At 69.5% G+C, this 17209-nt stretch carries 16 protein-coding genes; 4 read left to right on the top strand and 12 right to left on the bottom strand.

Translation table 11 applies throughout. The features are described 5' to 3' along the window. Window positions 1-120 precede the first annotated feature (120 nt). The 4 genes from AB4850_RS18675 to AB4850_RS18660 all read left to right on the top strand — a co-directional run bounded on the left by AB4850_RS18675 (window position 121) and on the right by AB4850_RS18660 (window position 4044). Window positions 121-891, top strand: coding sequence for an SDR family oxidoreductase (locus AB4850_RS18675; RefSeq protein ID WP_414444493.1), 771 nt, complete (start codon window positions 121-123; stop codon window positions 889-891). Between the two features lie 105 nt (window positions 892-996). Further along, window positions 997-2283, top strand: a complete 1287-nt coding sequence (locus tag AB4850_RS18670; protein ID WP_414445548.1) for an MFS transporter — start codon at window positions 997-999, stop codon at window positions 2281-2283. A gap of 46 nt (window positions 2284-2329) precedes the next feature. Continuing rightward, a complete protein-coding gene (locus AB4850_RS18665) occupies window positions 2330-2722 on the top strand; it encodes a VOC family protein (protein ID WP_414444492.1) in 393 nt (130 codons plus the stop codon). Between the two features lie 47 nt (window positions 2723-2769). Then, window positions 2770-4044 (top strand): citrate synthase, encoded by a 1275-nt coding sequence (locus AB4850_RS18660; RefSeq protein WP_414444491.1) that lies wholly within the window; start codon window positions 2770-2772, stop codon window positions 4042-4044. Window positions 4045-4098: 54 nt separating this feature from the next. On the opposite strand, the gene AB4850_RS18655 is transcribed toward AB4850_RS18660, so the two are convergent. The 12 genes from AB4850_RS18655 to AB4850_RS18600 all read right to left on the bottom strand — a co-directional run bounded on the left by AB4850_RS18655 (window position 4099) and on the right by AB4850_RS18600 (window position 16957). After that, complete coding sequence (locus AB4850_RS18655) at window positions 4099-5220, bottom strand: NAD(P)/FAD-dependent oxidoreductase (RefSeq protein WP_414444490.1); 1122 nt, start codon at window positions 5218-5220, stop codon at window positions 4099-4101. A gap of 226 nt (window positions 5221-5446) precedes the next feature. After that, window positions 5447-6895, bottom strand: a complete 1449-nt coding sequence (locus AB4850_RS18650) for a dihydroorotase (protein ID WP_414444489.1) — start codon at window positions 6893-6895, stop codon at window positions 5447-5449. Next, the gene (locus AB4850_RS18645; protein WP_414444488.1) at window positions 6885-7445 is read right to left on the bottom strand and encodes a carbonate dehydratase; all 561 of its coding nucleotides are present in this window, start codon (window positions 7443-7445) and stop codon (window positions 6885-6887) included. The genes AB4850_RS18650 and AB4850_RS18645 overlap by 11 nt, the downstream gene beginning before the upstream one ends. Further along, on the bottom strand, window positions 7442-8062 hold the full coding sequence (locus tag AB4850_RS18640; RefSeq protein WP_414445547.1) for a 6-pyruvoyl trahydropterin synthase family protein: 621 nt from the start codon (window positions 8060-8062) through the stop codon (window positions 7442-7444). Before AB4850_RS18640 ends, AB4850_RS18645 begins: the two co-directional genes overlap by 4 nt. 131 nt (window positions 8063-8193) lie before the next feature. Then, window positions 8194-8580, bottom strand: a complete 387-nt coding sequence (locus tag AB4850_RS18635) for a Fur family transcriptional regulator (RefSeq protein WP_414444487.1) — start codon at window positions 8578-8580, stop codon at window positions 8194-8196. 125 nt (window positions 8581-8705) lie between these two features. Beyond that, window positions 8706-9701, bottom strand: a complete 996-nt coding sequence (locus tag AB4850_RS18630) for an alpha/beta hydrolase (protein ID WP_414444486.1) — start codon at window positions 9699-9701, stop codon at window positions 8706-8708. 133 nt (window positions 9702-9834) lie between these two features. Continuing rightward, window positions 9835-11148 (bottom strand): Nramp family divalent metal transporter, encoded by a 1314-nt coding sequence (locus AB4850_RS18625; RefSeq protein ID WP_414444485.1) that lies wholly within the window; start codon window positions 11146-11148, stop codon window positions 9835-9837. Between the two features lie 115 nt (window positions 11149-11263). After that, complete coding sequence (locus AB4850_RS18620) at window positions 11264-11536, bottom strand: hypothetical protein (protein ID WP_414444484.1); 273 nt, start codon at window positions 11534-11536, stop codon at window positions 11264-11266. A 110-nt stretch (window positions 11537-11646) separates the two neighbouring features. After that, window positions 11647-12627 carry an XdhC family protein gene (locus tag AB4850_RS18615; protein WP_414445546.1) on the bottom strand — a complete coding sequence of 327 codons (981 nt, stop codon included), beginning with the start codon at window positions 12625-12627 and terminating at the stop codon, window positions 11647-11649. An 80-nt stretch (window positions 12628-12707) separates the two neighbouring features. Continuing rightward, on the bottom strand, window positions 12708-15188 hold the full coding sequence (locus AB4850_RS18610) for a c-type cytochrome (RefSeq protein ID WP_414444483.1): 2481 nt from the start codon (window positions 15186-15188) through the stop codon (window positions 12708-12710). Beyond that, window positions 15178-15681, bottom strand: a complete 504-nt coding sequence (locus tag AB4850_RS18605) for a (2Fe-2S)-binding protein (protein ID WP_414444482.1) — start codon at window positions 15679-15681, stop codon at window positions 15178-15180. The genes AB4850_RS18610 and AB4850_RS18605 overlap by 11 nt, the downstream gene beginning before the upstream one ends. A gap of 124 nt (window positions 15682-15805) precedes the next feature. Next, a complete protein-coding gene (locus tag AB4850_RS18600) occupies window positions 15806-16957 on the bottom strand; it encodes an FAD-dependent monooxygenase (protein WP_414444481.1) in 1152 nt (383 codons plus the stop codon). Window positions 16958-17209 lie beyond the last annotated feature (252 nt).

Below are 17209 nucleotides of genomic sequence, written 5' to 3'. Positions count from 1 at the left end.
CCTGATGACGGCACGCCCCGGCAAGCCGCAGCATGTTGATTGGAAGAATCAAGATTGCCGGTGCTTCCGGGCGGATGCAATTCTGTTCTCGTCCCTACCGACCATCGACGAGATCGCCACATGCACCCAGACACGCAAGCCCGCCCCCGTATCGCCGCCGTCACCGGCGCCGGCTCCGGCATCGGCCAGGCCGCCGCCGTGGCGCTGGCCCGCGCCGGCTTCACGGTGGCCCTGCTGGGCCGCCGCGCCGAGGCCCTTCAGGAAACCGAAGCATTGATCGACGCGGCCGGCGGCCGGGCGCGGGCGTTCCCCACCGACGTGGCCAACGAAGCCTCGGTCGAGCGCAGCTTCGCCGCGATCGCCACCGAATTCGGCCGCCTCGACGTGCTGTTCAACAATGCGGGCCGCAACGCGGGCGCCGTGCCGCTCGACGACTACACGCTCGAATTCTGGAACGACGTGCTGGCCACCAACCTGACGGGCGTGTTCCTGTGCGCCCGCGCCGCGTGGCGCCTGATGAAGCAGCAGGACCCGCAGGGCGGGCGCATCATCAACAACGGCTCGATCTCGGCGCACTCGCCGCGCCCGAACACGATCGCCTACACGGCCACCAAGCACGCGGTGCTCGGCATCACCAAGTCGCTCGCGCTCGATGGCCGCCCGTATCGCATCGCCTGCAGCCAGATCGACATCGGCAACGCGGCCACCTCGCTGACCGAGCGCATGAACCAGGGCGTGCTGCAGGCCGACGGCCGCGTCGCGCCCGAGCCGCGCCTCGACGTCGTGCACGTGGCCGATGCCGTGGTGCAGATGGCGAAGCTGCCGCTCGAGGCGAACATTCTGAACATGACGATCATGGCCAGCGCGATGCCGTTCGTCGGCCGCGGCTGAACGGCGCGCAGCAAAGCCAAGCCTCAAAGCCGGACCCACGACAACAAGATCCGGCTCACGAACAGGAGACACGACATGAAGACAGCCGAGGACGCACCGGTGGCGATGCACGACTACGCCAGCCGCACGAGCGCCGCGAAACGCACCAAGGTCCGCTATTCGATCCTCTCGATGTTGCTGGTGGCCACCATCCTCAACTACGTCGATCGCTCCGCGCTCGGCATCGTCGCGCCGGCGCTCTCGAAGGATCTCGGCATGACGCGAATCCAGATGGGCGAACTGTTCGCCGTGTTCGGCGCGGCCTATTCGTTCGCACTGCTGCCGGCCGGCATCCTGGCCGACGTGCTCGGCTCGCGCGTGGCCTATGCGCTGTCGCTGTTCGGCTGGTCGCTCGCCACGCTCACGCAGGGCTTCTCGAACGGCTACCGGATGCTGCTCGGCGCGCGCCTGGCGATGGGCGCGCTCGAAGCGCCGGCGTTTCCGTCGAACGCGCGCGCCGTCACGCTGTGGTTCCCGGTGCAGGAGCGCGGCTTCGCCACCAGCGTCTACGTGATGGGCCAGTACATCGGCACGCCGCTGTTCGCGGGCCTGCTGCTGTGGATCTCGACGGCCTTCGGCTGGCGCGCCGTGTTCTTCGTGACGGGCGGCTTCGGCATCCTGTTCAGCGCGATCTGGTATCGCCTCTATCGCGACCCGGCGCGGCACGGCTCGGTCAATGCGGCCGAACTGCAACACATCAACGAGGGCCGCACCGCGCAGCCGCCGCGCACGCGCTTCGACTGGCGCATGGCGCTGCGCCTGCTCGGCTACCGCCAGATCCTCGCGATCTGCCTCGGCAAGTTCTGCAACAACACGCTGCTGGTGTTCTTCACGACCTGGTTCATGACCTACCTCGTCGAAGAGCGCCACATGTCGATGATCAAGGTGGGCTTGTTCCAGGCGCTGCCGTTCGTCGGCGCGACGCTCGGCATCCTGATCGCGGGCTTCCTGTCGGATTTCTTCATTCGCCGCGGCGTGTCGATGTCGGCCGCGCGCAAGGCCCCGCTCGTGATCGGCACGTTCCTCGGCGCCTCGGTCGCGCTGGTCAACTTCGTGCATTCGAACGAAGTGGTGATCGCGATCCTGACCGTGGCGTTCTTCGCGCAGGGCATCGGTTCGATGTCGTGGGCCGCGGTGTCCGAGATCGCGCCGAAACAATATGTAGGCCTGACCAGCAGCATCACCAGCCTCGCGGCCAATATCGCGGCCGTCACCACGCCGCTGATGATCGGCTATGTCACGCAGCACACCGGCAACTTCTTCTGGGCGCTGAACCTGATGGGCGCGATCTGCCTGCTCGGCACGCTGTCGTACTCGCTGCTGCTCGGCAAGCTCTCGCGCATCGAACTCTGATCCTGACTCTGATCCCTATCGTCACTCTCACGACCTGCTCCGCACCATGATCGAATTCAAGTGGGACCACCTCCAGCTCGCGTCCACCGACGCCGAAGCCACCGCCGCCTGGTTCGCGCGCTGCCTGAGCGCCGAGATCGTGCGCCGCCCCGGCCGCGTCGACCTGCGCCTCGGCGACATCAACCTGTTCATCACCAAGCTCGCGCAAGCGCCGGCCGACAGCGGTGCACCGGGCGCGGCGCGCGAGGGCATCGATCATTTCGGAGTCCGGGTGGATGACCTGGACGCCGCGTTCGCGCACCTGCTGGCCGAGGGCGCGGAGATCGTCGAGCCGATCAAGCAGATACGCGCCGGCGTGCGCGGCTGCTTCGTGAAGGCGCCGGGCCAGATCGTGGTGGAGATTCTCGAACGCCGCCCGGCGGAAATGACATTCGACTGAGAGCGGTCTATAGTCGGGCGCATCCTCTCAAGCCTCTGCACGCCGCCATGTCGAACTGGATCACTCTCGCCGAAGCGACCCGCCAACTCGGCGTGCGGGCGCAAACCGTCTACGCCTACGCGAGCCGCGGCAACATCGCCGTCATGCAGGACCCGCACGATCCGCGCCGCAGCCTGTACCGGGCCGAGGACGTGATCGCGCTGTGCCGCAAGAAGCAGGTCGGCCGCAAGCGCGCCGCGCTCGCGGCCGGCACCATCTTCGGCGCGGAGCCGTGCATCTACAGCGGCCTGACCACGTTCTCGCGCGGCCGGCCGTGGTATCGCGGCCGCGACTGCATTCAACTGGCCGACAGCGCCACGCTGGAAGACGCCGCCGCGCTGCTGTGGAATTCGCCGACCGCCGTGTCGTTCGCGTTCGACGATGCGGCGCTGCCGGACGGCGAGCGCGGGCGGCGCTGCGCGTTCACCACGCTGGCCGCGCTGGCCGCCAACGGGCATTCGACGCTGGGCCGCCTCGACAGCGCGCTGCACGCCGAGGCGGGGCGCCTGGTGGCGATCGTGTCGCTGGCGTTCGGCGCAAGTGCTAATGCCCGCGTCGATGCCAAGCGCGGCGATGGCAATGCATCGGGCCGGACCCACGAACGGCTCGCGGCGGGCTGGGGCCAGGACGCGGCCGGCGCCGACCTGATCCGGCGCGCGATGGTGCTGGTGGCCGATCACGAGATCACCAGCTCGGCGTTCGCCGCGCGCATCACGGCATCCACCGGTGCGCCGCTGGCCGGTTGCCTGCTGACCGGGTTGACCACGCTGTCCGGCCCGCTGCACGGCGACGCGTCGCGGCGCGTGCGGGCCGTGTTCGACGACGTCGAACGGCTCGGCGCCGAACACGTGGTGGGCCACCATCTCGGCTCGGCGATTCCGGTGCCGGGCTTCGGCCATCATCTCTACCCCGACGGCGACCCGCGCGCCGAAGCGCTCCTGAGCCGGCTCGATCCGCCGCGCGAACTGGGCGCGTTCATCGACAAGGTCACGGCGCTGACCGGCCTCAAGCCGAACATCGACGTGGCGCTGGCGATTCTGTCAGCACAACTGAAGTTGCCGGCCGATGCCGCGTTCGGGCTGTTCTCGATCGCGCGCAGCGTGGGCTTGCTCGCGCATTGCATCGAGCAGTTGCGGGTGGGCAAGGTGATCCGGCCGCGCGGGCGTTATACGGGGCCGGCGCTGGAAGACGAGCACCTGCGCCCCGCCGCCGTCGACGACAAGGCCTATACGGCCGGCACGCTGGAGAAGAACCGCGTGTTCAAGCTGAAGACGGCGGGCTGAGGGCAAGCGATTGCTTCGGTGCCCTTGCAACCGGTGCACCAACCTCACGCTGCATCAAGCCACATCGAGCCGCGCCAGCACCTCGTCCGCGATCGCGAGCGAAGCAGTCAGCCCCGGCGATTCGATCCCGTACAGATTGACGAGGCCGGGCACGCCGTGTTCGCGGGCCGACTGGATCATGAAATCGGCGCTGCCGCCGTCGGGCGCGTCGAGCTTGGGCCGGATGCCCGAATAGGCCGGCTGCAGCGCGGCGTCGGGCAGCGCCGGCCAGTAGCGCCGGATCGCCTCGTAGAAGCGCGCGGCGCGGCCCGGATCGACGCGGTAATCGATCGTGTCGATCCATTCGACGTCCGGCCCGAAACGCGCCTGGTTCGCCAGATCGAGCGTCAGATGCACGCCCAGGCCGCCCGGCTCCGGCACCGGGTAGATGAGCCGCGAGAACGGCGCGCGCCCCGACAGCGAGTAATAGTTGCCCTTGGCATACCGCGCGCGCGGAATCGATGCGGGTGGCAGGCCGTGCAGCGCCCCGGCCACGGCCTGCGCATACAGGCCGGCCGCGTTGATCACGCGCCGCGCGCGCAGGCGCATCGGTTCGGCGCCACCGGTTTCGAGTTCGATCACGGCGTGGCCGCCATCGTGCAGCACCTGCCCGCCGATCACCGGCGAGCAATACGCGATCGCGGCGCCGGCGCGCTCGGCGTCGCCGAGCAGCGCGAGCATCAGCGCATGGCTGTCGACGATGCCGGTCGACGGCGATTCGAGCGCGGCCACGCAGTGCAGCGCGGGTTCGAGCGCGCGCGCTTCGGCGGCGTCGATGCGGCGCAAATCGGTCACGCCGTTGGCGCGCGCGGCCGCCTCGACGGCGGCCAGCGCATCGCGCTGCGCGTCGCGGGTGGCGACGATCAGCTTGCCGCAACGGCGGTACGGCACCTGCCGCGCCTCGCAATACGCATACAGCAACCGCCGCCCTTCGACGCACAGCCGCGCCTTCAGCGATCCGGCCGGGTAATAGATGCCCGCGTGGATCACCTCGCTGTTGCGCGAACTCGTGCCGGTGCCGATCGCCGTCTCGGCCTCGACGATCACCGTTTCCCAGCCGCGTTCGGCGCAGGCGCGCGCTACCGCCAGCCCCACCACGCCCGCGCCGATCACGACGCACTCCACCGTCTCCGTCATTCCGCCCGCTCCCGGTTCGTCCCGCTCCGTCCCGCGCCTGCGCGTCGCTCACCCGCAGGCAGGGCGGGCGGCGCGGGCATGATGGCCGGGCCGGCATTTCGTTATCGGCAGACAGGAGGATAGCGCAGCACCGCCGTGCTTCGGTGCCGTGCCGAAAAACGGAAAGCACTGCGAAAGGAAAAACGGGCGCCGCCTGAAAGGCGACGCCCGCCGGCTGGCATGATGGTCAGCCGGCGTGCTGGTCGAGGAACTTGAGCGGCTGGCCCGCAGGCGTGCCCACCAACATCTCGTCGCGCATCACGGGCTGGCCGCGCAGCACCGGCGCGACCGGCCAGCCCTGGCACGCCATGCCGTCGTACGGCGTCCAGCCCGATATGCTGGCGATCCAGTCGTCGCGGATCGTGCGGCGCGCACCGAGATCGACGATCGAGAAATCGGCGTCGTAGCCGAGCGCGATGCGCCCCTTGCCCTCGATGCCGAACAGTCGCGCCGGCCCGGCGCTGGTCAGATCGACGAGCCGCTGCAGGCTCAAGCGAGCGTGCGCGACGTGATCGAGCATCACCGGCAGCAAGGTCTGCACGCCGGTCATGCCGCTCGGCGAAACCGGATACGGCCGCGCCTTTTCCTCCAGCGTATGCGGCGCGTGATCGCTGCCGATCACGTCCACCACGCCGTCGCGGATCGCCTGCCACAATGCTTCGCGATGCGAAGCGTCGCGCACCGGCGGGTTCATCTGCGCGAGCGTGCCGAGCCGCTCGTAGCAGCCCGGCGCTTCGAGCGTCAGATGATGCGGCGTGACCTCCACGCTGACGCGGCGCTTGTGCTGCGCGAGAAACGCCATCTCCTCGGCCGTCGACACATGCAGCACGTGCAGCTTGCGGCCGGTTTCGGCGGCCATCGCCACCACGCGGCGCGTCGCCATCAGCGCGCTCTCGGGGTCGCGCCAGTGCGGATGATCGCGCACGTCGCCGCTGGCCTCGACCAGCGCGCGCCGCGCGCGCAACCGCGCTTCGTCCTCCGCGTGCACCGCCATGCGGCGGCGGCCGTTGCGCACGATCCGGCGCAGCACGGCATCGTCGTCGGCCAGCAGGTTGCCGAACGAGCTGCCCATGAACACCTTGATGCCCGCGCAGCCGGGCAGCGTTTCGAGCACGGCCAGCCGCTCGGCGTTGATCGCCGAGCCGCCCAGATAGAACGCGTGATCGCACCAGGCCCGGCCGCGCGCCAGTTCGAGCTTGTCGCGCAAGTCGGAAGCCTCCAGCGTCAGCGGTTGCGTGTTCGGCATCTCGAACACGGCCGTCACGCCGCCGAGCACCGCGCCGCGCGTGCCGGCCTCCAGCGTTTCCTTGTGCGTGAGGCCCGGGTCGCGGAAATGCACCTGCGTGTCGATCACGCCAGGCAGCACGTGCAAGCCACCGGCGGCGAGCCGGTCGTCGGCGTGCCAGCTCGATGCGAGATCGCCGAGCGCCACCACGCGCCCGGCCACGCAGGCGATGTCGATGCGTTCCGCGCCGTTCGGCGTCAGCACCGTGCCGCCCTCGATCAGCAGGTCGGCATGGCGCCGCGCGAGGCGCTCGGCGATGTCGCGGCGCTCGGCCACGGCGTTCGACGCGCTCGATGCGTGCGTAGCGCGAGCCCGCTTCGCGGCGGGCAGCAACGTCACGTCAGAATTCATTCTGGATCTGCTTGTAGCCGCGCACCAGCGCGTTGTTGGTGCGCGCCACGTCCTCGGAGAACTCGCTCGCGTCGGGCGTGACCTGCGGGTACGAGGCCAGATCGGTCTCGGGGCCGATCCGCTCGGTGGACGGCACATGGAAATACGGCGGCAGCTTGCAGCCATCCACCACCGCGTTGAAGCGCACCACGCAGCCGTCGCCCACCACGCAATTGAACAGCACGCTGTTGAAACCGATGAACACGCCGTTGCCGATCTCGCACGGGCCGTGCACGATGGCTCGATGCGCGATCGAGGTGCGCTCGCCGATCCGCACCGGCGCGCCGGACTTCGAGTGAATCACCACGCCATCCTGAATATTCGAATGCGCACCGATCACGATCGGCTCGATCTCGCCGTTCGCATCGATCTCGTCGGCGCGAATCACCGCATACGGACCGATGAAGACGTTCGCCTCGACGATCACGAGGCCGCACAGGATGGCGGTGGAATCGACGAAGGCGTCGGGGTGGATGCGCGGCAGGTCGCCGCGCGGGTTCTTGCGGATCATGGTTGCGTAAGCCTCGATGTCGAACGATGAAGGGGCGCGGCCGGCGGCGGATTGGCGGTGCGCTCGCCGTGCAGCAGCCGGGCGAACCACTGCGGGTCACGCCACTCGGCGCGCACCGCCTCGGAAAATTCGATGTCCCGAAGATCGATCGGCCCCATCGCGGAGTTGTGGGCGTCGTCGCGAAAGCACTGCGCGTAGCCGGTATCGGTCTCGTGGACGATCACCGAGTGCAGCCGCACGTCGGCCTCGCCGTTGGCCATGTCGGTGGCGGCCAGCATCGCGTCCACCAGCAGGAAGAACACGCGCGAGAACTGCTCGGCGCTCGGCGACACTGGCAGCAGCACCCAACGAGCCGAATGGCGGCGCATCGTATCGAGGTAATCGGGGTCGTCGCCGCGCCAGAGCGTCATGGCGTGATCGAACCCGTCGATCAGTTCGCGCACGCCGCCCTTGAGCAGGCCGAAGTCATAAACCATCTGGCCGCGGTCGAACGCGTGCGCCTCCAGCAGCAGCTCGACGCGATACGAGTGACCGTGAATCGAGGTCGCGCAGCGCTGCGTGGTGCAGCCGCGCACGATATGGGCGTTCTCGAAGCGGAACAGCTTGCGGATCAGCATCGGGGCTCCCACGTCGGGGCCGGTGAAGCGAAACGCCGACACGTCGAAAATGATTCGCATAACGAATCAGTAGGCATCGCAAGGTTCGACATGAAAGCGGGCAAGAAAAGGTGAATCGGAAGCGGCGCGAATCAGTCCGCGTCGGCCGTGCAATCGACGCAGCGCCCGCGAATCTCGATCGCCGCGTGGCTCGGCACGAAATCGTGGCGGCCGGTCAGGTGCGCAAGGCGCTCGCCGAGCGATGCGTCGGCGTATTCGCCGATGCGGCTGCAGCGCTCGCAGATCGTGAACACGCTGACCGCATCGCCGCGCACCGCCGTACGCGGCAGGTAGGCGTTCAGCGTTTCGAGGCGGCTCACCTCGCCCGCCTCGACCAGCCGCGCCAGCGCCCGGTAGACCTGCGCCGGCGCGTTGAAGCCCGCCTCGCGCAACCGGTCGAGCAAGGCGTATGCGCCGAGCGGCGTACCGGCGCGCCGCAGGGCGTCGAGGACGAGTTGCTGCTTCCGGGTCAGCGACATGGCGGATTAGGGGCGACCGGATGCGGCCAGAGTCTCGATGGCTGAAAATGTTACGATATAACGTATCATTTCACAAGCAAAAAGCGGCGCGTCGAGGCATACCGTTTCGTATGCCTTATCTTGGTTCAGGTGGTCGGCGGGCTCTCGATCAAGGCGCGCGCCGCCGCCAACGCTTGCGCCACGTCGCCCGCCGATGAACCGATCGCCTGCCGCAGCGTCGCGAAACCGTGAATATTGCCCGCCGCCTCGCGAAACGCCACCGGCACGCCCGCCTCCACCAGCGCGGCGGCGTAGGCGCGGCCTTCGTCGCGGATCGGGTCGGCGCCGGCCGTCATCACCACGGCCGGCGGCATGCCGGTCAGATCGCCGCGCATCGGTGCGGCACGCACGTCGGCCAGGTCGGCCCGATAGGCGTTGGCGGAAAACGCGAGGCTGCCGCGCGTCAGCAGATAGCCGTCGCCGAACCGGTCGAGCGACGCCGTCACGCGACCCGGATCGGCCAGCGGATAGAACAGCAATTGCAGAATCGCCGGCACGGCTGCGGGCCGATCGCGCAATTGCATTGCCGTCACGATCGCGAGATTGCCGCCCGCGCTATCGCCGGCAAGCAGCAAAGCGCGCACCTCGCGGCCCAGTTCGGCCGGGCTGCCCGCGGCCCAGCGCGCGGCCGCCTCGGCGTCGTCGGGCGCAGCGGGCCAGGGATGCTCGGGCGCGAGCCGGTAGTCGACCGACAGCACCGGCAGGTCGAGCGTGCGTGCCAATTCGGCGCACAGGCTCGCATGGGTCTGCACGCTGCCCATCACGAAACCGCCACCGTGGAAGAACACCAGCAGCGGCCCCGGCGCACGCTCGGCGCGGCGGTCGAACAGGCAAGCGCGAATCGGGCCGGCCGGGCCCGGGATCGCGACCTCGCGCAACACGGCCAGCGTGCCGACCGGCAATTCGGTGACCGATTTGGAGGCGGCGTAGCCGTCGCGCAGCGCGTCGAGGCCGGCCGGTTGCAGCGCGGCGCCGTGCAGGCCGCCGAGGAAGGCGGCCACGTCGGGGCGGATCAAGGAATCCGGCGAATAAGCGGACAAAGAAGCGGACGAAGAAGCGGATGAAGAGGCGGACGAGGACATCGAGGCAAGGCTCCGGTGCTGCGCGGTGGCGAAAGCGGCAACCGCAGGCACGCAGCCGCCGCGCCGCCATGATCGACGCAGCACGGCCCGGCGCGAAGGTCCACATATCGCCCGGGCCGATGGACCACTTTGCTCAGCCGACCACGCCCGTCACGAGCAGCAGGTTGGTGCCGCAGATCACGGCGAACAGCGCCCATGCGAACAGCTTCGCGCCCCACCCGATCGCATACCCCTGCATCAGCTTCGCGTCGCTGACCGAACGGATCAGCGGCCACATCGCGAACGGCAATTGCAGGCTCAGCAGCACCTGGCTCCACACCAGCAGCTTGCCGACCGAGCCGTCGCCGAGCAGCAGCACGCCGGCCAGCGCCGGTGCGAGCGCGAGCCCGCGCGTGATCAGGCGGCGCTGGTAGCACGGGATCTTGACGTGCAGGAAGCCGTCCATGATGACCTGCCCGGCGATCGTGCCGGTCAGCGTGGAGCTTTGCCCCGAGGCCAGCAGCGCGACGCCGAACAGCATCGCGGCGGCGCCGCCCACCAGCGGCGTGATCAGTTGATAGGCCTGCTCGATGTCGGCCACGCCGGTGTGACCTGCCGCATGGAACGCCGCGCCCGCGAGGATCAGGATCGCCGCGTTCACGCACATCGCCACCAGCAGCGAGCACCAGGTATCCACCCGCACCATCGCGAGCGTGTCGAGCACGTGGCCGCGCGCGCCGCCCGTCACGCGGCGCGTCTGCACCACCGACGAATGCAGGTAGAGGTTGTGCGGCATGATGGTCGCGCCCACGATGCCGAGCGCCAGCACGATCGCATCCTTGCGGTCGTGGCCCGGATCGCCCGGGATCAACCCGGCCGCCACGGCGTGCCAGTCGGTCGGCACCATCGCCACCTGCGCCACGAAGCAGCACGCCATGGTGCCGATCAGGCCCAGCACGATCGCCTCGATCTGGCGAAAGCCCTTGCCCTGCATGCCGAGCACGATCAGCGTGTCGAGCGCCGTCAGCACGATGCCCCAGGCCAGCGGCACGCCGAGCAGCAGCTTGAACGCGAGCGCGCAGCCGAGCACCTCGGCGATGTCGCAGGCAATGATCGAGATTTCGGCCGTGACCCATTGCAGCCATTTGCCGAACGGGCCGTAGCGCTCGTAGCTGATCTGCGCGAGATCGCGGCCCGCCACCAGCCCGAGCCGGGCGGCCAGCATCTGCAGGAAGATCGCGGCGAGGCTGGAGAACGCCACCACCCACAGCAGCGAATAGCCGAACTGCGAGCCGGCCTGGATGTCGGTGGCCCAGTTGCCCGGGTCCATATAGCCGATCGCCACCAGCAGGCCCGGCCCGAAAAAGCGGCGCAGCCGCGCGAACCACGGGGCGCGCGCATCGATGGTGATGCTGCCCTTCACTTCGGCAGGACAGAACGGGGCGGTCGGAATGGTGGGCAGCGGCATCGGGTCGGCAGGATAAGAGGCGCACACGCCGGCCAGACGGCACGGCGAACCCGGTGCATTGTACTGAGGCTGGAAAAAACCGGCCGGGATCGTTCGCCCCGGCCGGGTGCGGCGGCTAGAGTTGCGCTTCGACCACGGCGCGGCTGCGAATCGCGCGCTCGATCAGTTGCTCGCTGCCGACCTTGCGAATCGCGTCGTCGAGCAGGCCTTCGGGCGTCTCGGTGGCGAGCTTCAGGATGCCCGACCAACCGCGCGCGTCGAGCACCACCAGCGTTTCCATCGAATCGGCCCGGCTCACGAGCACGCGCTGCAAGCCCGGCCCGGCGCCGAAGCTGGCGCACAGGGCAATCGTTTCATCGCCGAGTGGGTAGTCGAATTGTTTGATCATGGCGTACCGCCGCTGCTGTGGGCCAAGGGGGACGCGCTGTCGCGCGCCGCATGACTCACATGCTATGCATCCCGAATTAAATCGAGCTTAAAGGGAAGGCCCCGTCAACCTCAAGCATCCCGAAGCATCGCCTGCCCCGCCTTGCCCGCTTCGACATCGCGCAAGCCGGCCACCGGCACGCGATGGCGGCGTGCGGTCAGGTCGGCGACGATCGACACGGCGATCTCGGGCGGCGTGCTGCCGCCCAGGTGAAGCCCGACCGGCGCATGCAGCCGCGCAAGCTGCGCATCGTCGAGATCGAACAGCTTGAGCCGCTCGCGACGCGCGTCGCTGTTGCGGCGCGAACCGATCGCGCCCACGTAGAAGGCCGGCGTGCGCAGCGCCTCGATCAGCGCGAGATCGTCGAGCTTGGGATCGTGGGTCAGCGCGATCACGGCGGTGCGCGCGTCGGGATGCATCGCCAGCACGGTGTCGTCGGGCATGGTGCGCACGCGCGACACGCCCGGCAGCGGCGGCGTCGCGTAATCGTCGCGCGGGTCGCACAGCGTGACGGCATAGCCGAGCGGCACCGCCATCGCGGCCACGTAGCGGCTCAGTTCGCCCGCGCCGATCAGCAGCAGCCGCCAGGCCGGACCGAACGGCGCGACCAGTTGCCGGCCGTCGAACGCGGGCGCGGCGGCATCGCCGTCGATCGCGGCCAGCGTCGCGCGGCCGCTGGCCAGATCGAGCGTGCGCGCCACCACCTGCCCGGCGCGCAATGCGTCGAGCAGCGCGTCGAACCCGCTGGCCGGGCCGAGCGTTTCGCGCACCAGCCGCAGCGTGCCGCCGCACGGCAGCCCGAAGCGATGCGCGTCGTCGGCGTTCAGGCCGTATTCGACCACGCCCGGCAGCGGGCCGGGCGGCCCGTCGCGGCGCAGCGATTCGGCGAGATCGTCCTCGATGCAGCCGCCCGACACCGAACCGCAGATCCGCCCGTCACCGCGCATCGCCATGATCGCGCCGACCGGGCGCGGCGCCGAACCCCAGGTGCGCACCACCGTGTAGAGCCACACGGCATGGCCGGCCGCGCGCCACGCGCCGGCCGTCTCCAATACTTCGCGCTCCGAACCATGCCAGCCGGTGCCGTCGTGGTGGCCCCGGCCGTCGGTGGAGAGAAACCGGTCCGCCGCGTTCAATGTGCCGCTCCTTGTGCGCGAATCCGCGCCGATGCCGCTTCGAGATCGCGCCACGCCGGTTGGTCCGGCGCGTAGCGCTTGCGGATGTAGGCGGCGAGTTCGGCCATCTGGCGGTCGTCGAATTCGTCGCGGAAGCCGGGCATGTAGCCGAGCGCGGCGGTGGCCGGCTGCGCGATGCCGTTCTGCAGCACGCGCAGCAGGTTGTCGGGGTTGGCGTGGCTGACGCTCGTGTTCAGCCCCATCAGCGGCCGCACGCCGAAGTGCCCCACCCCGCCCGATTCGGCGTGGCAGACCGCGCAGGCCGCCTCGAACGTGCGCCGGCCGTTCTCCATGCCGAGCGTGGATACCGTTTCCGCGCCGCGCGAGGCCACCGCGGCCGCGGCGGCCGTGGCGGTGGCGTCGTCCACATGCGGCGACAGCGACGCGAGGTAATGCGCCATCGCCCGCACGTCGCCCTCGGGCAGCTCGGCCAGGCCCGCCACGACCGGCGCCATCGGCCCGGCCGCCACGCCGTGCTCGGGCGAAAAGCCGGTGCGCAGGTAGCGGAACAGCGCGTCCTCCGTCCACGGCACCGGCGCGGCGTGCGAGGCGGCCACCAGCGCGGGCGCGTCCCAGCCCTCGGCGCTGCCGCCCGTCAGATACGCGAAGCCGCCCTTTTCCGCGCCGAGCGCATTGCGCGGCGAATGGCAGGCGCTGCAATGGCCCGCGCCATCCACCAGATACTTGCCGCGATTCCATTGCGCCGAGCGCGCCGGGTCGGGCGCATACGCCGCGTCGTCGTGATAGAGCCAGTTCCAGCCCGCCACCAGGCGGCGCTGGTTCATCGGGAACGGTAGCCGGGTGGCCGGCGGCGCGGCCTTCACGGCCGGTTGCGACATCAGATACGCGTAGAGCGCCAGCAAGTCCGGCTCGCTGAGCTTGGCGAACGCCGTGTACGGGAACGCCGGGTACAGATGGCGGCCGTCGCGCGAGATGCCCTCGCGCATTGCGCGCGCGAACGCCGGATAGGACCACGAACCGATGCCGGTTTCCGGATCGGGCGTCAGGTTGGTCGAATAGATCGTGCCGAACGGCGTTTCGAGCGGAAAGCCGCCCGCGTTGGTGCGCCCGCCGGGCGCGGTGTGGCAGACGGCGCAATCGCCCGCGATCGCCACCAGCCGCCCGCGTTCGATCGTGTCGGCGCTCCAGACCTGAGCGCCCGAAGCCGAGCCGGCCGGAATCGGCGCGATCGGCGCGGGGCCGGGCAGCAGCGCGCCGGCCAGGCCGATCAGGCCGCCCACCACGCCGCCGATGCCGCCGCCCTTGAGCCAGCGCCGCCAGCGCGCCTGCGCCGACGGTTGACGGCTCACCACGGCGCGATAGCCCTCGTGCGTGGCCAGCGCCGCGCGAACCGCGCGCGCATCGAACGGCGGCGCGCGAAAGCGCACGCCCGTCGCGTCGTAGAGCGCGTTGGCGATCGCCGCGGCGGCCGGCGCGGCGGCGCGTTCGACGCGCTCGCGTTCGGTGTCGTCCAACGCGGCGAATTCGGTTGCCAATTGCGAGACGTCGGCCTCACCCGCTGGTGCAGCTACCAGTTCGTGAGCCAGTGCCGTTTCGGCCGCGCTTTCGTCGTAAGCACTGCGCGCCGTATGGCGCACACCGAGCACGCGCGAGACCGCCGCCTCGATCTGCGCGGCGGCCAAACCCGCGCCGCGCGCGCCGTCCGCGCCAGGTTCCCCGGCACCCTGCCCGGCCACCACGCGGCGCAGCGCGATGTCGCCGGTCATGGGGTTCACGTCGATGTCGACGACCCAGGCCGCCCAGTCGGGGCGTGTATCGAGCGGGCGGACCGGATTGGATAGTTCGTTATCTGAAACATCGGCATCGCCCGACGCGATCTGTCGTTTCCCGTCGAACGCAAAACCGCGCCCGCGCAACCAGGGCGATGCCGGCAACGTGGCCGCAGGCGCCTGCCATTGCGCACGCTCGGTCACCATGCGGATCACTTCGTGCGCGCCGGCATCGCCAACCGGATCGAGATGGCGCAGCCGCAGTTCGACCGGATCGACGTGCAACTCGGTCGCGCATTCGTCCACGCCCGATTCGCGCGCGAACGCGTGCGCATGGGCCGGAATCCGCCGCGCCGGGTCTTCCACCTCGACGCGCGCCTCGGCATGACGATAGACGAACGGCAGCGGCACGTCTTCGCCCGTGCCGCTCGCCGGCACCGGGCGCGAACGCGCATCGCCATCGGCCGACGCGAGCCGTGCACGGTATTGCCAGCTCGCCAGCGTGCCCTGCGCGGACAGGCCCGCATCGACCGACAGCGTCGCGCTCAGGCCATCGCCGGCCGGCCAGCCGTATTCGGCGCGCCGATGCGAGACGAGCGGCAACGCACGCGCCGACGCTTGGTTCGCGACAGCCGGGCGCGGGCCGGCGACGCTCGCCACCTCGTGCTCGCCCTCGCCTTCGTGACGGACTGCCGGATCACCGTTCATGGTCGTGTTGCAGATAGCGCGCCGCGCGATGCACGGCCCGCACGATCTCGAGATGGGTGCCGCAGCGGCACAGATTGAAGCGCAGCGCGTCGTGGATCGCCGCGTCGTCGGGGGCGGGATTGCGGTCGAGCAGCGCCTTGGCGCTCATGATCATGCCGTTCAGGCAGTAGCCGCACTGGGCCGCCTGTTCGTCGATGAACGCGCGCTGGATCGGATGCGGAGCCTCGGCCGTGCCGAGCCCTTCGAGCGTGACGACCTCGCGGCCGCAGGCCGCGCCGGCCGGCACCACGCACGAGCGCGTGGCCTGCCCGTCGACCAGCACCGTGCACGCGCCGCACTGGCCGAGGCCGCAACCGTATTTCGGGCCGTTCAGCTCGAAATCGTTGCGCAGCACCAGCAGGAGAGGCGTATCGGGTGCGGCGCCGGGCGCGCTGCGCTCGTCGCCGTTGACGCGGAGCGCGAGCGGCCCCGCCGATTGGCCGGAATGCGACATGACTGACCCGATTCAAGATGCCGACGCGCGCGACGGGCGCGAACCGGCAGGCAAGCTCGCGCGGCCGGGCCGCGCGATGCCGTTATACCTCGCCGAAATTCCGGCCGGGGCGAAGCCGTGCCGTTCAGCTTGCCACGGCTTCCTTGGCAGGCGCTTCGAGCGGCACGTCGAACACGTCGTAGCCGAACACCCAGGCCGGATCCTCGTTGGTACGCAGCCAGGTGTTGTTGTGCGACACCAGTTGCACCTTCGAGGCGCGCGCGGCGCGGTTCGCCTCGTACAGCGCGAACGCGTTGGTGTAATCGGCCACGCCCACTTCGTCGAGGCAGCGCGCCAGCATCGCGGCATCCTCGATCGCCATCGCCGCGCCCTGCGCCATGTGCGGCTTCATCGGATGGCAGGCGTCGCCGAGCAGCACCAGGCGGCCACGGCTCCACAGCGGCAGCGGATCGCGTTCGAGCAGCGGCCATTTGGTGATCGACGGCGACACGTCGATCAGATGCTGGATGTCGGAGTGGAAACCGGCGAACGCCTCGCGCATCTCGTCGCGGCTGCTGTCGACCATCGACACGCCGGCCGGCCACTCGGCCTGCGGCACGCCGGTTACGTAGTAGTACTCGTCACGCGCTTCGGTCACGTAGTAGACCATCATGTGGCGGTCGCCCGACCACCACTTGACGCACATGTCGTACGGCTTGTTGTTCAGCAGCGAGGCCGGGAACACGGCGCGGTGCGCGACGTAGCCCGTGTAGCGCGGCGGTTCGGCGCCGAGCAGGTGCTCGCGCAGGCGCGAGTTGACGCCGTCCGCGCCGATCGCGATGTCGGCCGTCTCGACCGTGCCGTCGTCGAACGTCAGGCGCACGTCGCTGCCGGTGTCCTCGATCGTCGTGAGCTTCTTGCCGAACACGATCGTGCCCGGCGTGACGGCCTGCGTCATCAGTGCGTGGAAATCGCCGCGGTGCACCGTCAGGTAGCTCGCGCCGTAGGTCTTCAGCGCGAAATCGCCGAGCGGGATTTGCGACATGACCTCGGCCGTGATGCCGTCGCGGCTGTACCAGAAATCGGGATGCGAACCCATCGCTTCGAGGGCGTTCTCGCAGCCGATCTTGCGCATGATCTTCATGACGTTCGGGCCGAGGTGGATGCCCGCGCCGAGGCGCGAGAACGACGGCGCCTGCTCGTAGAGCTTCACGTCATAGCCGCTGCGTTGCAGCAGCGCGGCGGCGGCGGTGCCGCCGAGGCCGGCGCCCACGATCGCGATACGGGGTTGCTTCATCGGAATCTCCTGTTCTGAGTGGCCGGCGGCAGGACCGTCGCGGCGGCGGATGGGTTAGGGTTAAATCAAGCGTACACACTGCAAAATATTCGCACAAGCGAAAATTTTCAGGCACCGCCGCGCAGCATGTCCCGCACCAATAATGCACATCCATGCTACATACAAGGGATTTCCCGGGGGTTCGGAAGGTTTTTGATACGTTGTGAAATTCAAACGTACACGCTAGACTTTGCTTCACTTTCGGCAACCGCC

Source organism: Burkholderia sp. 22PA0106, from assembly GCF_047497155.1.
Taxonomy (GTDB): Bacteria; Pseudomonadota; Gammaproteobacteria; order Burkholderiales; family Burkholderiaceae; genus Burkholderia.
This window is presented reverse-complemented; position numbering and strand designations above follow the sequence as displayed.

What these genes read in the sequence shown, in the direction of transcription:
- AB4850_RS18655 (WP_414444490.1), bottom strand. Translation starts at nt 5,220, where the DNA reads ATGACGGAGACGGTGGAGTGCGTCGTGATCGGCGCGGGCGTGGTGGGG.
- AB4850_RS18650 (WP_414444489.1), bottom strand. Translation starts at nt 6,895, where the DNA reads ATGAATTCTGACGTGACGTTGCTGCCCGCCGCGAAGCGGGCTCGCGCT.
- AB4850_RS18635 (WP_414444487.1), bottom strand. Translation starts at nt 8,580, where the DNA reads ATGTCGCTGACCCGGAAGCAGCAACTCGTCCTCGACGCCCTGCGGCGC.
- AB4850_RS18630 (WP_414444486.1), bottom strand. Translation starts at nt 9,701, where the DNA reads ATGTCCTCGTCCGCCTCTTCATCCGCTTCTTCGTCCGCTTCTTTGTCC.
- AB4850_RS18670 (WP_414445548.1), top strand. Translation starts at nt 997, where the DNA reads ATGCACGACTACGCCAGCCGCACGAGCGCCGCGAAACGCACCAAGGTC.
- AB4850_RS18625 (WP_414444485.1), bottom strand. Translation starts at nt 11,148, where the DNA reads ATGCCGCTGCCCACCATTCCGACCGCCCCGTTCTGTCCTGCCGAAGTG.
- AB4850_RS18605 (WP_414444482.1), bottom strand. Translation starts at nt 15,681, where the DNA reads ATGTCGCATTCCGGCCAATCGGCGGGGCCGCTCGCGCTCCGCGTCAAC.
- AB4850_RS18660 (WP_414444491.1), top strand. Translation starts at nt 2,770, where the DNA reads ATGTCGAACTGGATCACTCTCGCCGAAGCGACCCGCCAACTCGGCGTG.
- AB4850_RS18675 (WP_414444493.1), top strand. Translation starts at nt 121, where the DNA reads ATGCACCCAGACACGCAAGCCCGCCCCCGTATCGCCGCCGTCACCGGC.
- AB4850_RS18610 (WP_414444483.1), bottom strand. Translation starts at nt 15,188, where the DNA reads ATGAACGGTGATCCGGCAGTCCGTCACGAAGGCGAGGGCGAGCACGAG.
- AB4850_RS18645 (WP_414444488.1), bottom strand. Translation starts at nt 7,445, where the DNA reads ATGATCCGCAAGAACCCGCGCGGCGACCTGCCGCGCATCCACCCCGAC.
- AB4850_RS18620 (WP_414444484.1), bottom strand. Translation starts at nt 11,536, where the DNA reads ATGATCAAACAATTCGACTACCCACTCGGCGATGAAACGATTGCCCTG.
- AB4850_RS18600 (WP_414444481.1), bottom strand. Translation starts at nt 16,957, where the DNA reads ATGAAGCAACCCCGTATCGCGATCGTGGGCGCCGGCCTCGGCGGCACC.
- AB4850_RS18665 (WP_414444492.1), top strand. Translation starts at nt 2,330, where the DNA reads ATGATCGAATTCAAGTGGGACCACCTCCAGCTCGCGTCCACCGACGCC.
- AB4850_RS18640 (WP_414445547.1), bottom strand. Translation starts at nt 8,062, where the DNA reads ATGCTGATCCGCAAGCTGTTCCGCTTCGAGAACGCCCATATCGTGCGC.